General features: G+C 55.8%; 16 protein-coding genes. 15 read left to right on the top strand and 1 reads right to left on the bottom strand.

What is annotated here, in order from left to right; translation table 11 throughout:
- The first annotated feature begins 12 nt into the window (after positions 1 to 12).
- From RQP54_RS19665 to RQP54_RS19645, 6 genes are read left to right on the top strand one after another with little or no spacing between them, the layout of a single operon-like run.
- Positions 13 to 1,224, top strand: a complete 1,212-nt coding sequence (locus RQP54_RS19665) for a formyltransferase family protein (protein WP_315680279.1) — start codon at positions 13 to 15, stop codon at positions 1,222 to 1,224.
- Between the two features lie 20 nt (positions 1,225 to 1,244).
- Complete coding sequence (locus RQP54_RS19660; protein ID WP_315680278.1) at positions 1,245 to 1,883, top strand: formyltransferase family protein; 639 nt, start codon at positions 1,245 to 1,247, stop codon at positions 1,881 to 1,883.
- Positions 1,871 to 2,581 (top strand): WbqC family protein, encoded by a 711-nt coding sequence (locus tag RQP54_RS19830; protein WP_409997593.1) that lies wholly within the window; start codon positions 1,871 to 1,873, stop codon positions 2,579 to 2,581. Before RQP54_RS19660 ends, RQP54_RS19830 begins: the two co-directional genes overlap by 13 nt.
- Before the next feature lies 1 nt (position 2,582).
- Positions 2,583 to 3,629, top strand: coding sequence for a pseudaminic acid synthase (pseI, locus tag RQP54_RS19655; RefSeq protein WP_315680277.1), 1,047 nt, complete (start codon positions 2,583 to 2,585; stop codon positions 3,627 to 3,629).
- On the top strand, positions 3,622 to 4,293 hold the full coding sequence (locus tag RQP54_RS19650) for a PIG-L deacetylase family protein (protein WP_315680276.1): 672 nt from the start codon (positions 3,622 to 3,624) through the stop codon (positions 4,291 to 4,293). The genes pseI and RQP54_RS19650 overlap by 8 nt, the downstream gene beginning before the upstream one ends.
- A complete protein-coding gene (locus RQP54_RS19645; protein ID WP_315680274.1) occupies positions 4,293 to 4,565 on the top strand; it encodes an FkbM family methyltransferase in 273 nt (90 codons plus the stop codon). The genes RQP54_RS19650 and RQP54_RS19645 overlap by 1 nt, the downstream gene beginning before the upstream one ends.
- Before the next feature lie 220 nt (positions 4,566 to 4,785).
- Here RQP54_RS19645 and RQP54_RS19640 read toward each other — a convergent pair whose 3' ends face one another.
- A complete protein-coding gene (locus RQP54_RS19640; protein ID WP_315680273.1) occupies positions 4,786 to 4,941 on the bottom strand; it encodes a hypothetical protein in 156 nt (51 codons plus the stop codon).
- Here RQP54_RS19640 and RQP54_RS19635 point away from each other — a divergent pair.
- The 9 genes from RQP54_RS19635 to wbjC all read left to right on the top strand — a co-directional run bounded on the left by RQP54_RS19635 (position 4,940) and on the right by wbjC (position 15,651).
- Positions 4,940 to 6,526: a hypothetical protein gene (locus RQP54_RS19635; protein WP_315680272.1), complete on the top strand. Its 1,587-nt coding sequence runs from the start codon at positions 4,940 to 4,942 to the stop codon at positions 6,524 to 6,526. The two genes, RQP54_RS19640 and RQP54_RS19635, sit on opposite strands and share 2 nt — an antisense overlap.
- Before the next feature lie 129 nt (positions 6,527 to 6,655).
- Positions 6,656 to 7,894, top strand: a complete 1,239-nt coding sequence (locus RQP54_RS19630; protein WP_315680271.1) for a hypothetical protein — start codon at positions 6,656 to 6,658, stop codon at positions 7,892 to 7,894.
- On the top strand, positions 7,891 to 8,832 hold the full coding sequence (locus RQP54_RS19625; protein WP_315680269.1) for an FkbM family methyltransferase: 942 nt from the start codon (positions 7,891 to 7,893) through the stop codon (positions 8,830 to 8,832). Before RQP54_RS19630 ends, RQP54_RS19625 begins: the two co-directional genes overlap by 4 nt.
- Entirely contained in the window at positions 8,832 to 10,562 is a 1,731-nt protein-coding gene (locus RQP54_RS19620) for an ABC transporter ATP-binding protein (RefSeq protein WP_315680268.1), read from the top strand. Before RQP54_RS19625 ends, RQP54_RS19620 begins: the two co-directional genes overlap by 1 nt.
- A 7-nt stretch (positions 10,563 to 10,569) precedes the next feature.
- A complete protein-coding gene (locus RQP54_RS19615) occupies positions 10,570 to 11,706 on the top strand; it encodes a glycosyltransferase (RefSeq protein ID WP_315680267.1) in 1,137 nt (378 codons plus the stop codon).
- A complete protein-coding gene (locus RQP54_RS19610; protein WP_315680266.1) occupies positions 11,703 to 12,506 on the top strand; it encodes a class I SAM-dependent methyltransferase in 804 nt (267 codons plus the stop codon). Before RQP54_RS19615 ends, RQP54_RS19610 begins: the two co-directional genes overlap by 4 nt.
- A 2-nt stretch (positions 12,507 to 12,508) precedes the next feature.
- Complete coding sequence (locus RQP54_RS19605) at positions 12,509 to 13,480, top strand: hypothetical protein (protein WP_315680264.1); 972 nt, start codon at positions 12,509 to 12,511, stop codon at positions 13,478 to 13,480.
- Positions 13,450 to 14,532: a polysaccharide biosynthesis protein gene (locus RQP54_RS19600; RefSeq protein ID WP_315680263.1), complete on the top strand. Its 1,083-nt coding sequence runs from the start codon at positions 13,450 to 13,452 to the stop codon at positions 14,530 to 14,532. Before RQP54_RS19605 ends, RQP54_RS19600 begins: the two co-directional genes overlap by 31 nt.
- Before the next feature lie 3 nt (positions 14,533 to 14,535).
- A complete protein-coding gene (gene wbjC / locus RQP54_RS19595) occupies positions 14,536 to 15,651 on the top strand; it encodes a UDP-2-acetamido-2,6-beta-L-arabino-hexul-4-ose reductase (protein WP_315680262.1) in 1,116 nt (371 codons plus the stop codon).
- Positions 15,652 to 15,660: the final 9 nt, after the last annotated feature.

The raw sequence follows: 15,660 nt of genomic DNA, 5'->3' as shown, positions 1-15,660 counted from the left end.
ACAGGATAGATGATGGCCTTCAATCCCTTGAATCCGACGCAGATACCGCTCGTTCTCGCCTGGTGCAGTACGTCTTGTCGGGGCGGCGCCTTGTTGCATCGGCAGGTCATTGGCGGCCGTGAAATCGATGCCTGGCTTCAGCTGGATGCAAGGGATGCAAATACCCGAATCTATCTTTATGAAGATGAGATCGGTGGAGTGCAAGGAGCCATCTTCCTGGGTCGACAGCATGCTGGGAGTCATGAAGTACAGGTCGGCTGGGTGGTGGCGGGAGACGTTACGCGTACTACGCTGAGGCGCATGATGTTTGAAGGATTGGACTTGGCATTTTCCGAATCTGACGTGCAGAGGGTGACCTGGGACCTGATGGAGGACGGGTGTCTTCAGGTCGATCCGTACCGAAAATTTGGTTTTTCCATTGAAGGTAGATTTCGGCAGTCTTTCCAGGATGGAGACGCCCGTCGGGATGTGGTCAGGCTGGGCTTGTTGCGCAGTGCCTGGCTGGCGGCGCGGGAGGGGTTGAAGTCCCGTCTCGTTCATGCCGGCCTGCAAAAGAGCGACGGCGTGCGGTACGTGATCCAGGTGCTGACGGATGCAGGCTCCTGGATTTCCCCCTACGTCGATGAGCTGGCAGAAGAGTGGGTGTTGGCCGGGCACACGGTCCGGATTGCGCACAGGGTAGAACAAGCTCTTCCCGCCGACTTCTGCTTCTGCCTGAGTTTCAGTCGCATCGTTTCGGCAGAGGTTCGCAAGCAGTACAGGCACACGCTGGTAGTTCATGAGAGCGAGCTTCCTGATGGCCGGGGCTGGGCGCCCATGACGTGGCAGATTCTGGAGGGGAAAAACCGCATTCCCGTGACGCTGATCGAGGCTGTCGATGCCGTTGACGCCGGCCCTATCTACCTTCAGGAGTGGATTACGCTCAATGGAACCGAGCTCAATCCTGAGTGGAGGTTGCTCCAGGCCCAGGCCACGCTAGATTTGTGTATGCAATGGGTGAAGGCATACCCAGCGATCGTCGACAGGGCGCGCCCGCAGACAGGGGCGGGAAGTGTCTATGCACGCCGCAGGCCGACAGACAGTAGGCTGGACCCATCCAAGACCCTGGCCGAGCAGTTCAATCTGCTTAGGGTTGTGGACAATGATCAGTACCCCGCGTATTTTGAAATGGCTGGCGTGCGGTACAAGATTTCAATTAAAAAATGGGGCGAGAAAGTGAGTTAACGGGTGCAAACGAGGTCTACATGGAAATTAATCCGATAGTATTTTTCGGTTCGTACCTTCCGGTGCTAAAGACATTTACCTGCTCGATGCGAGTTGAATTGGTGGTGCTTGAAGCGAGGCGCAATGAGGGAAAAACCAAGGACTTCTGTAAAGCCAACAATATCAGGTGGATAGAAATAAATGGACTTGATGAACTGGATGGGGTGCTTGATCCAGCATTGAGGCCGGTTGGCGTAGTAGCAAGTTTTGGGCTGTTATTCAAGAAGAGACACATCGATTGGTTCAAATCGCTCTTCAATTTCCATCCAGGCTGCATCTATACGAATCGAGGGCGTCATCCGTTGCCAAATGCAATTCTCAATGGATTCAAATCTATGTCATTAAGCGTGCATCAAATTACGGACGAAAGAATCGATGCTGGACGATTCGTCAGCAGAATCGAGTTCTCTATAGATTACGCAAGCGACTACCCTCAAAACTATTCTCGGTTGCTGACGGCGTTGGAGTTCCTTGCGAAAGATTTGTGCGATGGTCTTGGGCGGGGGGAAGTTCCTGCCTTTGATCTGAGTCCCCAAAGCGGAACCTATTTTGGTCCGCTAGCTGCTGACGATCTGAAAAAGATTACGGAAGCGAGTAGTCTGAAGGAGTGGTGTCGTTGAACGTGGTTATTTCTCAACCGAGATATCTTCCAGCGCTGAACTATCTCCAGAGATTATATTTTGCTGATAAGTTCGTGGTCTTGGACGTTGTGCAGCGGCAAGCCAGAGGATGGGAGAATCGCAATAAACTATTATTGCCTTTGCCAGCTTGGTTGACAATTCCGGTTGCCTCGTCGAGTCGGTCTTTAATCGTAAACGCGGAAATAAACGGCCGTACTTGGATGGATGAGCACAAGGATAGGATATCGCAGCATTATGGTAAGGCGCCTTACTTTAATGAGGAATTGCTTGATCGTGTATATAAGATAGATGAGGTTTCAAACCGTTATGCAAATGTTTTAATCGAATTGTTGAAAAACACATGCCAGCTGTTGTCATTTGAGCCTTGCTTTGTACTCGCCAGCAATGTGCTCACGCCAGAAGAGACCGCGAGGGGGGGGGTCGAAGTTCTTCGCCTGCTTAGTCAACGTGTCAACGCTGATTGCTACGTGTCTGGACCAAACGGGCGCAATTATGGCGTTTCGGAGGGGTTCCTGGGGTCTGGGATAGAGGTTAGGTTTCATGAGTTTCATCACCCGATATATGACCAAGGGGGTAGACCGTTTGTTCCATATATGGGGTACTTGGATGCGCTGTTTTACTGTGGGGTAGAGTGGTTGTTTGACTTTGTAAGGTCTACACCTGATTTGAGAGGTTGAAATGATAGAAATACAAGGCAAAAGAATGGGTGCTGGAGCGCCTGTTTTCATCGTTGCTGAAATGTCAGCTAATCACTTGCATAGTTTAGACAAGGCGTTAGAGCTCGTTGATCAAGCGGCCGCAGCTGGAGCTGATGGCTTCAAGATTCAGACTCTTACCCCTGAAGCGATGACAATTGATTGTGATAATGAATATTTTGTCATCAACAGTGGGACGCCGTGGGATGGAAAAAAGCTGATCGATCTTTACAGCGAGACCCCGTTTCCATACGAATGGCATGCGCCAATATTTGAACGTTGTAGTCATAAAGGCCTGATTTGTTTTTCTACGCCATATGACATTAGTGCCGCAGATTTTTTGCGTCAATTTGACCCGCCGATGTACAAAATCGCGTCTTTCGAAATATTTGACACGCCCCTGATTCGCCATGTGGCCTCATTTGGGAAGCCGATGGTGATATCGACTGGTATGGCTGAGTATGACGATATCAAGGCTGCGGTTCATGCCTGTAGAAGTGTCGGCAACGAGAATGTCCTATTGTTAAAATGTACTTCCGCTTATCCCGCTCCATTGGAGGAAATCAACTTGCTGACTATGGCGCATATGCAAAAGGAGTTTGGCGTCATGGTAGGGGTTTCGGATCACACTCTTGGACACGAAGTATCACTAGCCTCTGTGACTCTGGGAGGCTGTTTCATTGAAAAACACTTTACCCTAGACAGGGCTCTTGGAGGGCCGGATGCCTCCTTTTCAATCGAGCCTGGCGAGCTGACCGAATTGGTAGACCTCGTCAGAAATACAGAAAGACTGCTGGGAAAGATCGACTACTCTGTGACCGAAAAGGCAAAGGCAAACAAGATCTTTGCGAGATCGCTGTTTTTTGTGAATGGCATTAAGGCGGGGGAGCGAGTCACGCCCCACCACATCCGGAGCATTAGACCGGGATTTGGCCTAAAGCCGTCAGAAATAGACCAAGTACTGGGCAAGCGAGTCAAGAGAGATATCGCTAGGGGTACTCCAACGAGTTGGGATCAGTTTGATGAGTAAGGCGATCCTCATAGTGGCCGCGCATGCAGACGACGAGGCCCTCGGCTGCGGCGGAACCATTGCCAAGCACGTTGCCGCGGGCGACAAAGTTCATGTCGTCTTTGTGGCCGACGGGGTTACGTCAAGGGGCGGCGCTGGACAAGAGGATTTGGTGCACCGCCAGCGGGCGACAGAGAACGCGCGAAACATCCTCGGCATCAGCACCATGGCGTTTCTGGACTTGCCGGACAACCGGCTCGACAGCCTGCCTCTGCTGGATATCATCCAGCCGCTGGAGGCGCTAATCGGCAAGCTCGCGCCGGAAATCATCTATACGCATCATTGCGGGGACCTGAATGTCGATCACCGGCTGGTCCACCAAGCAGTCATGACGGCTTGCCGACCTCTCCCAAACAGCACTGTCCGGGAAATACTTGCCTTTGAGGTGATGTCCAGTACCGAATGGAGCAGTACGGGGCTGGCCCCCTTCCTTCCTAATCTGTTTGTCGACATCAGTGCCCACATGGAAACCAAAATGCGGGCGCTGGAAGCCTACGCGTTGGAGATGCGTGCGCCACCCCATTCACGCAGCATGGAGCACATGCGGAGCCTGGCGAAGCACCGTGGATACTGCGTGGGGGTTGATGCCGCTGAGGCATTCATGGTCATGAGGGTTCTCAGGTAATGGTGAACGTAATCAAGTCACTCGCCAAACGTTTGCTGCGAGGAAAATATTTCAGCCTGAATCAGCTCGATTACAAGCTGGAAAAATACGTCGACTATGACAACAGTTATTTTGTTGAGCTCGGCGCTAATGACGGGGTGACCCAGTCCAACAGTCTGTATTTCGAGAAATACCGCAACTGGCGTGGCCTGCTGGTCGAGCCCGCGCCGCAGAACTTTCTGAAATGCCGGCAAAACCGCTCAGCACGCGACAGCATCTACTGCGCGGCCTAGGTGTCCTTCGATTACGATTAGGATTTGGAGCGCATGCAAAGGTTTGCGACCATTTGCGGGGAGGGGGGGCGAACCCGAGTTCGAATTCGTTGCGATGGCCCGAACCCACAACTCATTGCCGCAGCGTACTCGTACTCAAAACCCAATTGGTTTTCTTCATCTCGATGTGGAATGGACGGAATTGGCATTGCTGAAGGGGTGAAATACCAGACATTCTGCTTCAGTCTCTCTCCATCTGATGTTGCGCCTTTTCATGTTGGATGTCTATTTGGACAAACAGTAAGGCTGTATTGACAAAAAACTTACTGTTGAGGCTCACCTGTTTGCCGGTGTTGAGCTGGAGGATTCGGATCGTGATGAATAAGGTGTCGGTCATGTTGAAGAAGATGAGCCTGCTGTTATCGAGGTACCCACAGGAACCCGGTCTAAGGCCTCAGTCTTTTTCGGGTATGCGTAAAAACCCCTTGAGAGGAGTCGCCCGTTCTTTGTTGTCGTTCCAATCAGTCCGGGATAAGTTCTATTTTCTTTTGTTTGGAGCCATTCGTGCGAACCTTGAAGCCCATGGCGCTGTCATTTCTGAAGTGGTTATTGTTCAATCCATTAACGGTGCAGTCGGCACAGGTTGGAAAGCCGCAATCAAGCGGAGTGCGCCGGTAGCCTGGCTCTGGACCAACCCTTGGGTGCGCGCCTATGACGAGCTGATTGATGGCGTGGCTTACCGCTGTGCCTCGTGGGCACATCCGCTCAATGATCTCGCAGACTGGTTTCGCTCAGGACCGCTCTGGCGGCAACTGCAACAACAGGGGGAGGACTTATCACTAAAGATTGATGGTATAGAAGTCGCCGACCTGCTGGTGGATTCTTACCTGCGCTTCAAGCCGTCACCTGAGTTCGATGTGAAGGATCCCTTCGTTCGGCGCCTTGTGTGGCAGGCGCTGCGCGATGTCAGGCAGGCGCATGCCTATTTCGGTCGACGCAAACCGCGCTGGTATCTGACTTCCTACACAACCTACCTCGAACATGGCATACCAGCACGCGTGGCGCTGCGTCACGGTGTAGCAGTCTGGTCGTTTGGAAGTCTGAATGGATTTGCCAAGCGGCTGACGCAAGCTGACAGCTTCCACACTCAGAACTTCGATGGTTACAAAAGTGGGTTCGATGCACTGGATCGACAGGACGAGCGGTTGCAGCAGGCACGCGATCAGCTGGAAAACCGTTTGTCAGGCGGCATAGACGCGGCGACGAGCTACATGCGGCAATCAGCCTATGCCCAATCCGGCGTGGAGCTGCCTGCCGGGCTGGATGGGGCGGTGGTGGTCTTCCTGCATGACTTCTACGACAGTCCGCACGTCTACCCTGAGCTGGTTTTCCATGACTTCTGGCGCTGGATCTGCTGCACGGTCGACGTGTTGCAAAAATCGGGTGCACGCTTCTTCCTCAAACCACATCCCAACCAGATCGCCTTGAGCGACGAGGCCCTGTCGCGGTTGCGACAGAAATACCCCGATCTCCAATGGTTGCCGGCCAGTGTAAGCAATGTGCAATTAGCCCAGGCCGGCATCTCCTGCGGCGTCACGGTCTATGGTACGGTTGCGCATGAACTGGCGTATCTGGGCGTGCCCAGCATCACCAGTGCACGCCACCCGCATTACACCTTTGACTTTTGCCGTACCGCCCGCACACGGGAAGAGTACAAGGGCATGCTGGAAAGCCATGGGTTGATGCCTCTACCCAGGGAGGAAATGCAGCGCCAGGCACTGGCCTTCTACTACATGCATAACCTATATGGAGAAGAAGACCAACAAACCTTGAGACGGGCTTTCGTGGATTTTTGGAAGGCGTGCAATGTGGGTGAGATCACCGAGGAGTCTGTGATGCAGGGTTTCCGTGGCTTGGTGAGACTGCCAGCATTCAAGCGTTTTATCGACGCAATGGCGAAGTCTGATGCAGCTGTAGGATAAGTGTGACTTGATCTGGGGAATAATACTTATTTGCGTCGGGCGGATCCTGGCGGATGCGTTTTCTAAAGGCTTGTGGCGATATCTGATGGTGGTGCTGGACATGTATTACGGGCTGTTGCATTCGAATAAATGGCCGACAAGGAACTGGTCAAAATGCAAGTGTTGAAACCTTTGATGGAGATCGGCTACCGGGACCACCCAGCTTTCGGGTTTCATGTCCCAAGCTGGAGCGTGCCAGATGATCAGTTGGCGACTTTCAATGCAACCTACGCGGCTGTGCGGCAAATAGGAGCCTCGCTCAATGGCAATAGCCTCACAGCGTTGAGGAGGGAGTGTCGGCATTCCTTGGCGGGGATTTTTTCGCACATGTTGGCGCAGGCTAAAGAGGAACCAGAAAAATCTTTCCTCACTGAACTTCAGGGCGAATGTGTCAGATTGCTTGAGGAGGAACTGGTTTGGTACGCAAGGCAGCCCTGCCTACATTCCGTGAGTTTGGAGCATGAATCCACGCGACAAGCCGCCATACACATGCAGGCCTACCGGCACTTCTTTGGTCGACTCCCGGGCAGCGCAGTGGAAGAACTGCGCGGCCTGGCTATGAAGGAAATGGGTCAGTTCCGCACCAATGCCACCTCCGGACGATTGAAGCGCGAAGACCTGTCTGTCAATACAGGAAGAACGGTTCGTGCCATCCGCGGCGTGTTGAATCGCGAGTTCAAGGCGTTGGGGGTGCTGGATACGGTCAGCGCCTACACGGGGCGCAAGACCAGCGTGATTGGCGTGTCGCTGGAGCTGAGTGTGCCGCAGGCCACCTGGTGGAAAAACGCCATCACGGGCCTGGAGCGCCCGCCCCGGACGCTTTATGCTCACCTGGACGAAACCATTTCCTGCCCCAAGTCCATCGTCTATCTCTCCGATGTGACGGAGCGAAATGGTCCAACGGGGTGCTACCCAGGCGCCTACGAGGCCATGCAATTGAACCCGTTGCAGGAAATGATAGGCCGGGTAGTGGGCATAGTTGGCAACCGTGCTGATTCGCCGCTAAAGGACTACTACGCTAAACAGTACCACCAATCAGTAAATTCGGAGAACTTCAGGCGGCATTTCATGCGCCTTCCTGAGTGCCTGCGCTTCAATTCGCACATGGGCTGGGACGTACTGCCCGGCAGCGAACTGGAAAGCCAGTTGGCCGCCAGTGAGCGCAGGATGATCGGGCCTGCCGGAACCTTTATTGCGTTCGACGGTGCTCGTCTGCTGCACCGCGGTGGGCTGATGCAGGAAGGCGAGCGCCTAGCGCTGCAGGTGATTTTTTCGGATCTGACGTATACGGAGCGTGCCATGGGCAAGGTGAAAAGGATGTTGTCATGAGTCTGGGCCTGGCCGCGCGCCGTCTGATCCCGCAGTCAGCGAAGAATTTCTTGCGCCAGCGCACCCTGCCCTGGCGTGTTTCCATACTGCTGAGCCCCTACCTGCCGATATCGATTTGCGTGGACGTCGGCGCTTCTTATTACCCCCATGGTAAATGGCTGGCGTTTCTGAACGCACCCAGAACGCAATGGCTGGCCGTGGAGCCGAACGAAGCCAACATCGGCTACGTCAAGTCCTGGCGTTGGCCCTGCCAAGTGGCGGCTTGCACCACCGGCCTGAGCCGCGAAGGCGGCACGCAAACCCTGTACGTGACGAATGTGGACACCGGTTCCAGTCTCCTGCCGCCGGAAATAACACCGTCCATGAAGCACCGTGTGTCCAGCCTGGGCTATTTTTTTCCGGTGACCGAACGCAGGATCGAGACCCTCACCCTGGTACAGGCGCTGGCGGGGCTGTCAGCCACCGCGCCGGTCTTCGTCAAACTCGATACGCAGGGTACGGAGCTGTCCATCCTTCAGGGTGCGCAGCCTTTGTTTGATGAGAGGCGCATCGTCGGTATCGAGATGGAATCCACCCTTCTGGCACAGCCGGTGATGAAGGGCTCGGGAAAGTTCTGGCAAGCCTGTGAATACATGGAGCAGCAGGGTTTTGAATTGCTGCACATCAAGCCGATTGCTGCAGTGGCGCGTTCCGGGCGTGTGCGATCCGGCCGCAACACCTATCTCAATGAGTGCGATGCTGTGTTTGCGCTGCGCCCGGACGTGGCCGCCACGTTGGCGGTGGAGTACCGCGTCAGCCTGCTGGCGTTCTACCTGACCAACCTGTTTTACGAAGAAGCCATGTCGTTGCTGGAGCATGATGCAGAGGTTGTGAGTTTCCTGAGCATACAGGGTTGCAGCGTGGACGCACTGGTGGCTATCCTCAAAGCAGCAGTCTGATGGACTACGTCCTTGCTTCGATCGCCGCAATCGCGGGGCAGATCGTTCGCTATACCGTCTTTGTGGCGAGGAATTTTCGTGCCTTTTATGCCGTGGCAGCACTGACCCTGCTGGTGCTGGTGCTGGAATACCTGGCCACTAGTTTGATGATTCCCATGGCGCCGGGGCAGACGGCCGCCAATTCACCGGTCACACAGGTCTGGAGCAAAGTTGCCGCGCAACTGGGGCTGGAAGCGGTTTCCAGAACCTGGTTGTGGCTGTTCTTCATTGTCATGATGGTCCGGTTGCTCTTGGGCTATTTTCTTGCCGTGCTGACAACTTGGCTGGGCAAGCGGGTGCATGAGACGTTGAGTGGCAAGGTCTTTGGCCACATCCTGCTGCTGGAGCCCATGGGGCGGGTATACACGCGCTCGGTGGGGCACTACATCACCATGGCGGGAGACGACACGTTTAAGAGCGGCACCATCGTCAGCAGCCTACTGCAGACAGCGGTTGGTTTTTCTACCGCATTGGTCGGTATGGTGGTGCTGTACCAGTTTTCCCCGCAGGTGTTCGCGGGTGTCGTGCTGTTCCTGGTGGCCAGCCTAGCCGTGATCGCCTTCCTGCTGCGGCGCGTGGTACGCGTGAACAATCGTGCGGTCAATCTGTCTCGGGAACTCGGTACGACCTTCGTGGAGGCGCTGAACAGCCTGCGCTCCATCCGTTCGCTGCATGGCGAACGGTTCGTAATGTCCACCTACGCCGCGCAGATTCACGCCTATATCCGCATGCTGGTCGAACTGGACGCCATCAAAACGGGGGTTAAGGCCTTTCCGGCCATAGTGCTGTTGCTACTGGCAGCTATTGTCTTGCGGCCTGGCGCCTCAGTGGGCATGACGGACGCGGCCCTGTTCGCCGGGACCATCATCATCATCCGGGTGTTTGCCTCACTTGGGCAGATGGTGGCGGCCGGCTCGCAGCTCCTGACGGACATCCGCGCTGTCAAGGACATTGGCGCGCTGGTTGAGTTGGCGAGGGAGGAGCCGCGTGTAACGGAAGTCGTAGCGGCGGTGCCGGTGCGCGCCATGAACCTGCACCGGGTGTCGTTCAGTTATGGCGATCGCGGGCGTGTGCTCGATAACGTGAGCTTTCACTTCGAGGCGGGGCATACCTACGCCGTCGTTGGCCCCTCGGGGGCCGGCAAGTCCACCCTGGCAGATATCTTGTTGGGTTTGAGCGTGCCCGACAGTGGCGCGGTGACTGTCAACGAGGGCGGCCTGCCGCTGCACGCGGCACGCGCGCGTTTCATGCTGGTGGAGCAACAGCCCAAGATTTTTTCTACCACGGTTAAGGACAACCTGCTATTGGGCGCTCAAGCGAGCGACGATGCGATCTATGCCGCATTGGAAACCGTGAACCTCGAAGGCATGGTCCGTTTGCTGGAGCAAGGGCTGAATACCCGCCTGACCTATCTGGGAGAGAACTTCTCCGGCGGCCAGCGCCAGCGCCTGGGTATTGCGCGCGCCTTGATACGCCAGCCCGACGTTCTGATCCTCGATGAGGCGACGAGCGCACTCGATCCGGATACGCGTGTTGAGGTGGTGGCCAAGCTGCGTGCCCGCATGCGCGACGGCATCATCATTTTCATCACCCACGATCCGGAGATCGCAGCCTTGGCTGACGAAGTGCTGCCCATAGGCTCGCCACGGACGGAAGCAGAAGCGGCTGCGGCAGCAGGCCAGGCGGATTGATACCTACATGCGCATCGCCCTACTCGATACCTACTACCCCCGCTTCTTGGCGGCCCACTATGATGTGCACCCCGCGCTGGCCGGCGAGGCCTATACGAACCAGCGACAAAAACTGCTTGAACAGGTGTTTGGCACCTCCGATTTCTACTCGCGCCACTTGCAGGCCATGGGGCACGATGCCCAGGACCTGATCGTCAACTGCACGCCCCTGCAGAAAACCTGGGCGCAGGAACAGGGCGTGCGCTACAGCCCGCTGGCCCTGAAGCTGCCGCAGCGCCTGTTGCGACTGCCGGTGCTCGGGCCCTGGTTGTCGGCGTTGCCGGGGTTGGTGGAGATTGCGGTGGAGCAAATCAAGGCGACTCGACCTGATGTGTTGTACTGCCAAGACCTGTGGTTTCTCACGCCCCAGAAGCTGGCCGAGGTTCGACCGTACGTGAAGCTTATCGTCGGCCAGATTGCCAGCCCGATGCCGCCGGAGGCGTATCTGAAGGGCTATGACCTGATCATGACGTCCTTTCCCCACTTCGTGCCTCGCTTGCGGGCCATGGGGGTGGCGTCGGAATACTTCCGCATCGGCTTCGACACGCGCGTGCTGGAGCTGCTGGGGAGCGTGGAAAAGGACATCGACGCGAGCTTCGTGGGCGGCATCAGCCGCCACCACGGCAAGGCGCTGCCCATGCTGGAATACCTAGCGGGCAGCACGCCAATCGAGTTCTTTGGCTATGGCGCGGACAGCCTGAGCCGGTCCTCTCCCATTGTGGCCCGCCATCACGGCGAAGTGTGGGGCCTGGACATGTACCGCGCGCTGGCGCGCAGCCGGGTCACGCTGAATCGCCACATCAACGTGGCCGAAAACAACGCCAACAACATGCGCCTATACGAGGCCACTGGTGTTGGGGCGCTGTTGATTACCGACCGCAAGGACAACTTGGGTGAGTTGTTCGAAGTGGGCAAGGAGGTGGTAGCCTACTCCAGCCCGGAAGAGGCGGCCGAGCTGATTCGTTACTACATTGCCCATCCCGATGAGGCGCGCGCCATTGCCCGGGCTGGTCAGGCCCGTACGCTGCGCGAGCATACCTACCAGTGGCGCATGGAGGAACTGGTCCGGGTGCTGGAGCGCTATCTGGCGGGAGGTGTTCGATGAAGGCTCAATTGCGTGTGCTGCTCAACCGCTTCCCGCGTCTGAAGAGCCTGCTCAAGCGTTGCTTGCACCTGGTGATGCCGGGGCGAGGCGTGTCGACCCACTACGTGGAGATGGCCGGGGATGAGGTAGGCCGCGAATCCGTTCGCTTGCGCACCGCCTGGAAAGACGATGATCTGCCTGTCAGGCAGCGTGAGCTGGTGGATCGGCAGCTAGCTGAGTACCGCCACGGAGCGGCGATCGCCGTGTTCGACGTCATGGTCAAGAGCCTGCGCGGTTTGCAGGGTAGCGCAGGAAGAATGCGTGTGCTGGAAGTGGGCTGCTCCAGTGGCTACTACTCAGAGGTCTTCAAGATCGCCGGGCTGAATGTGGACTACGCTGGTTGCGACTACTCAGAGGCCTTTGTTGCGTTGGCTCGGCAGCGTTATCCTGAGCTGCATTTTGATGTGCAGGACGCGACCTCGCTCAGATACGCGGACAATGCTTACGATGCCGTGATCTCAGGCTGCTGTCTGCTTCACATCCCGGAGTACCAGGCCGCCGTGGCCGAGACCGCCCGGGTCGCCAGCCGCTACGCGATCTTCCATCGTACACCCGTGGTGCTGGGTCAGCCGAACAAGTATTACCGCAAGAAAGCCTATGGTGTGGAAACGGTCGAGATCCACTTCAACGAACCGCAGTTCCTGCAGTTGCTGGCTGACAGCGGGCTGGATCTGCTGGCCACCTACACGCTGGACGAAACCGTGAGTCATGGAGCTGGCTGTGCCACCCGGACTTACGTCTGCCGCAAGAACGCCGCCTGAACATGCGCCATTTCTGTACCCTGTTTGATAGCAACTACCTGCTCAAGGGCGTGGCGATGCTACGCACCCTGAAGCAGCACTGCCCCGATGCATACGTACATGTGCTGTGTATGGACGGGCAGACGCGCGAGATTCTGGAGCAGCTAGGTCTTGCGCATGTGACGTGCCTGTCGCTGCCGGAGGTCGAAGATCAGGCACTGTTGGCGGTAAAGCCCGACCGCAGCGTGGCGGAATACTGCTGGACCCTGTCACCCTGCTTGCCCTGGTATGTGCTGCAGCACAACCCGGAAATCGATGCCATTACCTACCTCGACGCTGATCTGTTGTTTTATTCGCCGTTGCAGCCGTTGTTCGACGAGATCGGAGATGCTTCGATCGTCATCATTGAGCATCGCTTTCCGCCTGCGCTCAAGCACCTAGAGGTGAACGGTCGGTTCTGCGTGGAATGGGTAGGTTTTCGTCGAGATGCTCACGGAATGGCTTGCCTTGCTCGCTGGCGTGAGCAGTGCATTGAGTGGTGCTTTCATCGCTTGGAAGGCGATCGAATGGGTGACCAGAAATATCTCGATCAGTGGCCCGCTAGTTTCGACGGCGTTCATGTCATCCAACACGTGGGGGCTGGGTTGGCTCCGTGGAATTATGCGCAATACAGTTTTGCGGAAGATAACCACAAGAAAATATTCGTGGATGGCGAGCCCTTGATTTTTTACCACTTTCACCAGTTTCAGCTCTTGTCGGATGGTAGCTTTGACCGTCTTTCAGCCGCTTACCGAGCCATGGGCCGAGAGCCAGAGACAGTTTATCGCGCGTATGAACAGTCTCTGATCGGCATATTGAGTGAAGTGCGTTCAATACGACCGGGGTTTTCCGGCGGTGTCAAACCTTTCCTCAGGATCAAATCACAGCGACTGGTGCAGTGGCTGGTGCCGCAGGAAGTAAAGCAATGGTTAAAGAAATTCATCAAGGCAGTCTGAACATGCAAGATTTTGACGGCAAGACCGTATTGATAACCGGGGGGACTGGCTCTTTCGGTAGTGCGGTGCTAAAGCGGTTTTTGGCGTCCGACGTCCGAGAAATCCGCGTATTCAGTCGCGACGAAAAGAAGCAGGATGACATGCGTAAGCGGTTTGCGCATCACAAGGTGAAATTCTTTCTGGGAGATGTGCGGGATCCGGCAAGTCTGACGACTGCCATGCGAGGTGTGGACTACGTGTTTCACGCTGCCGCGCTCAAGCAAGTTCCGTCATGTGAATTCCATCCCATGGAGGCAGTCAAGACCAATGTGCTGGGTACTGACAATGTGCTGCGTGCCGCCATTGATGCCGGCGTGAGGCGCGTCGTGTGTCTGAGCACCGACAAGGCGGTTTATCCCATCAATGCGATGGGCATCAGCAAGGCGATGATGGAGAAAGTCATGGTCGCCGCCAGCCGTGGACTAGACGGAACCTCAACGGTCATCTGTGGCACGCGTTATGGGAACGTCATGGCCTCCAGGGGGTCGGTGATTCCACTTTTTGTGGATCAGGTTCTTGCCGGGCAGCCCATCACCATCACTGACCCAGGCATGACCAGATTCATGATGACTCTTGATGATGCTGTGGATTTGGTCCTCTACGCATTCATGCATGGCCAAAACGGAGACATCTTTGTCCAGAAAGCCCCAGCAGCAACGGTAAGGGTGCTGGCTCAGGCGATTCTCGAAATGATGGGGCGCCCTGATCATCCAGTACTTGAAATAGGAACTCGGCACGGCGAGAAGCTGTATGAGGCGTTGTTGGGCCGAGAGGAGCTTGCATACGCTATTGACCTGGGGGCTTACTATCGTGTACCTATGGACAGCAGGGATTTGAACTACGCCAAGTACGTGGAACAAGGTGAGCGTAGGTTGACGCAGAGCAACCACGACGATGACTACAACTCTCACAACACGTTACGGTTGGATGTGCAAGGTATGAAAGAGCTCCTGATGAAACTCGAATTCATGCGCCGTATCGTTCGCGGCGAGTCCGCTGTTGTCGAGGATTGAGCTGTGCGGGTGTTGATTACCGGCGCGGATGGTTTCATTGGCCGTAACCTGCGGCTACGTCTGACAGAAGCCGGTTATGACGATGTGCAGTGTGTGACCCGGGCGACGTCGCAGGATGAATTGCGCAGCTATCTCGGGGAGGCAGATTTTGTTTTCCATTTGGCAGGAGTTAATCGTCCCCAGGATCCTAGCGAATTCATGCAAGGCAATGCAGACTTGACACAAAGGATTTGCAGTGCCTTGGAGTCAGCAAAGCGGCCCGCGACCATCGTTCTTGCCTCATCGATGCAGGCGACCGCTGACAATGCCTATGGTCACAGCAAACGGATGGCAGAACAGATAGTTTGGAGCCATGGTGCGAAAACCGGTGGGCGAGTTCACGTGTTCCGGTTGCCCAATGTCTTTGGGAAGTGGGCTCGACCAAACTACAACTCGGTTGTTGCCACGTTTTGTCACAACGTCGCACGAGGTTTGCCGGTACAGGTTCACGACGGGCAAGCAAAGTTGACCTTGACCTACATCGATGATGTTCTGGATCGGTTTCTGGCATTGTTGCATGGGGCTGATCCAGCGCCAGATGCGCATGGCTGTGAAGTCGTTACGCCTCAGTACTCGACCACTGTTGCTGGCTTGCTATCGCAGATCGAAGCGTTCCGGGATGCCCGCGATAGTCTCATGATGCCGCCTGTCGGACGCGGTCTTGTGCGCGCTTTGTATTCCACCTACGTCAGTTATTTGCCATCAGATCGATTCTCTTACTTGCTACCATGCCACGAAGATGCGAGAGGCGTGTTCGTCGAGATGCTAAAGACGCCAGATTGCGGACAGTTCTCCTACTTGACTGCCCATCCAGGAGTTACCCGCGGCGGGCACTACCACCATAGCAAGACGGAAAAATTCCTCGTGATCAAGGGGCAGGCAAGATTCAGGTTTCGGCACATGCAGACAGGGCAAATGCACGAGCTAGAGACCCGCGGTGAGAAGCCGATGGTTGTCGAAACAGTGCCGGGTTGGACGCATGACATCACCAACATTGGTACCGACGAAATGATAGTGATGCTGTGGGCGAATGAAGTGTTTGATCGCGACCGGCCGGATACCATCAGTTGCCCAGTCTGAGTCAACGTA

It is taken from the genome of Curvibacter sp. APW13 (genome assembly GCF_032337135.1).
Classification (GTDB): Bacteria; Pseudomonadota; Gammaproteobacteria; order Burkholderiales; family Burkholderiaceae_C; genus Allorhodoferax.
This window is presented reverse-complemented; position numbering and strand designations above follow the sequence as displayed.

Coding starts and splice junctions, on each gene's coding strand:
- RQP54_RS19620 (WP_315680268.1), top strand. CDS start 8,832: ATGGACTACGTCCTTGCTTCGATCGCCGCAATCGCGGGGCAGATCGTT.
- RQP54_RS19635 (WP_315680272.1), top strand. CDS start 4,940: ATGTTGAAGAAGATGAGCCTGCTGTTATCGAGGTACCCACAGGAACCC.
- RQP54_RS19640 (WP_315680273.1), bottom strand. CDS start 4,941: ATGACCGACACCTTATTCATCACGATCCGAATCCTCCAGCTCAACACC.
- RQP54_RS19605 (WP_315680264.1), top strand. CDS start 12,509: ATGCGCCATTTCTGTACCCTGTTTGATAGCAACTACCTGCTCAAGGGC.
- RQP54_RS19610 (WP_315680266.1), top strand. CDS start 11,703: ATGAAGGCTCAATTGCGTGTGCTGCTCAACCGCTTCCCGCGTCTGAAG.
- RQP54_RS19630 (WP_315680271.1), top strand. CDS start 6,656: ATGGCCGACAAGGAACTGGTCAAAATGCAAGTGTTGAAACCTTTGATG.
- RQP54_RS19625 (WP_315680269.1), top strand. CDS start 7,891: ATGAGTCTGGGCCTGGCCGCGCGCCGTCTGATCCCGCAGTCAGCGAAG.
- RQP54_RS19650 (WP_315680276.1), top strand. CDS start 3,622: ATGAGTAAGGCGATCCTCATAGTGGCCGCGCATGCAGACGACGAGGCC.
- RQP54_RS19660 (WP_315680278.1), top strand. CDS start 1,245: ATGGAAATTAATCCGATAGTATTTTTCGGTTCGTACCTTCCGGTGCTA.
- RQP54_RS19665 (WP_315680279.1), top strand. CDS start 13: ATGGCCTTCAATCCCTTGAATCCGACGCAGATACCGCTCGTTCTCGCC.
- RQP54_RS19615 (WP_315680267.1), top strand. CDS start 10,570: ATGCGCATCGCCCTACTCGATACCTACTACCCCCGCTTCTTGGCGGCC.
- RQP54_RS19645 (WP_315680274.1), top strand. CDS start 4,293: ATGGTGAACGTAATCAAGTCACTCGCCAAACGTTTGCTGCGAGGAAAA.
- pseI (WP_315680277.1), top strand. CDS start 2,583: ATGATAGAAATACAAGGCAAAAGAATGGGTGCTGGAGCGCCTGTTTTC.
- RQP54_RS19600 (WP_315680263.1), top strand. CDS start 13,450: ATGGTTAAAGAAATTCATCAAGGCAGTCTGAACATGCAAGATTTTGAC.